Source organism: Pseudooceanicola lipolyticus (genome assembly GCF_002786325.1).
Classification (GTDB): Bacteria; Pseudomonadota; Alphaproteobacteria; order Rhodobacterales; family Rhodobacteraceae; genus Pseudooceanicola_C; species Pseudooceanicola_C lipolyticus.
The window spans coordinates 1-1,553 of the sequence record NZ_PGTB01000330.1; the positions used below are offsets into that span (position 1 = coordinate 1).

General features: G+C 69.3%; 2 protein-coding genes. One reads left to right on the plus strand and one right to left on the minus strand.

Annotated elements, in window-relative coordinates:
- The coding region (locus tag CVM52_RS25625) for an ABC transporter permease (RefSeq protein WP_370741727.1) at window positions 1-794 on the plus strand (794 nt) is incomplete at its 5' end.
- Here the strand turns inward: CVM52_RS25625 and CVM52_RS25630 are convergent.
- Window positions 724-1,553: glycosyltransferase family protein (locus CVM52_RS25630; RefSeq protein WP_172721099.1), on the minus strand; the 830-nt coding region annotated here is incomplete at its 5' end. The two genes, CVM52_RS25625 and CVM52_RS25630, sit on opposite strands and share 71 nt — an antisense overlap.

Below are 1,553 nucleotides of genomic sequence, written 5' to 3' on the forward strand. Positions count from 1 at the left end.
CCGCCCTCGCCCCGGCCGCTGCCGAGCGGCGCCGTTTCGCGACGGTCCGCACGGTGCTGGCGCTGGTGCTGCGCGAGATGTCCAGCCGCTATGGCCGCACCCCCGGCGGCTATGTCTGGGCGGTGCTGGAGCCGCTGGCGGCGATCATCGTGCTGTCGGTCGGCTTCTCGCTGGTGCTGCGCGCGCCGTCGCTGGGCACCAGCTTCCTGCTGTTCTACGCCACCGGCTATCTGCCCTTCGATCTCTATATGTCGGTGTCCAACCAGGTGGCCCGCGCCATCAACTTTTCCAAGCCGCTGCTGCAATACCCGGCGGTGACCTGGCTCGACGCGGTGCTGGCGCGGTTCCTGCTGAACAGCCTGACCAGCATCCTGGTGGCGATCCTGCTGCTGGGCGGCATCCTGATCGCCACCGATGCGCGCGCCACGCTGGACATGGTGCCGGTGGTGCGGGCGATGGCGCTGGCGATGCTGCTGGGGCTGGGGGTGGGCACGCTGAACTGCGCCCTGATCGGCCTGTTCCCGATCTGGGAGGTGGCCTGGTCGATCATCACCCGGCCGCTGTTCCTGGCCTCGGGCATCTTCTATATCTACGAGGATCTGCCGCCGCTGGCGCAGGACATCCTGTGGTACAACCCGCTGATCCATATCCTCGGGCTGATGCGCACCGGCTTCTTCCCGACCTATACCGCCGCCTACGTCAACGAGGTCTATGTGCTGGCGGTCAGCCTCGTCCTCCTGGCACTGGGGCAGATCCTTCTGGGCCGCTATCACCGCGAAATCCTGAATCGCTGACAGGCTCTGACAAGGGCGGTTCCGCGCCGGCCAGCGCCAGCACCCGGGCATGGTCGCCGCCGGTGCGCCGCGCCAGCCCGTCGCGCACCGCCCAGCCCAGCAGCCGCAGGAAGCGGCCGCGCTCGCCCGGGTGGTGGCGGATCTTGGACAGCCATTTCGGCAGCACCGCCAGCAGCGCCGGCCAGAACATCCAGCCCGCCGCCATGCGATAGAGCAGCAGCAGGTTGCGGTGGTAGTAATAGACCTTCCACAGCGGCCGGAAGCGGCCGCGCTGGCCCTCGAAGGTGTCGCAGTCATGTTCGAAGACGATCCCGGGGGCAAACCAGATCCGCCCGCCGCGCCGGGTCAGGTCCAGCGTATAGATGCCGTCCTCGCCATAGACGAACAGCCGCCCGTCGGGGAAGCCGACCCGCCCGATCGCCGCCCGCGACACGAACAGCCCGACAAAGGAGGCGACATCGATCTGCCGCCCCGGCCCGGTGTAATCCTCGGGCCGGACGTGAAAGCCGCCGCGGCCGCCGATGCGCATCAGCGTGCGGGTGAATTCGCGGGCGTGCCAGAACGGGTTGCGCGAGGGGCGGTTCATCTCGCAGATCTCGCCCCCCGGGGTATAGACCGCCGCCGCCACCGCCTCGCAGCCGGCCTTGTCGAGCCGGTGGAAGGCGGCCAGCGCGCCGGGCGCCGGGCGGGCATCGTCATCCATCACCGCGATCCAGTCCGGGTCGAACCGGGAACAGGCCAGCCGCATGCCGGTCTCGA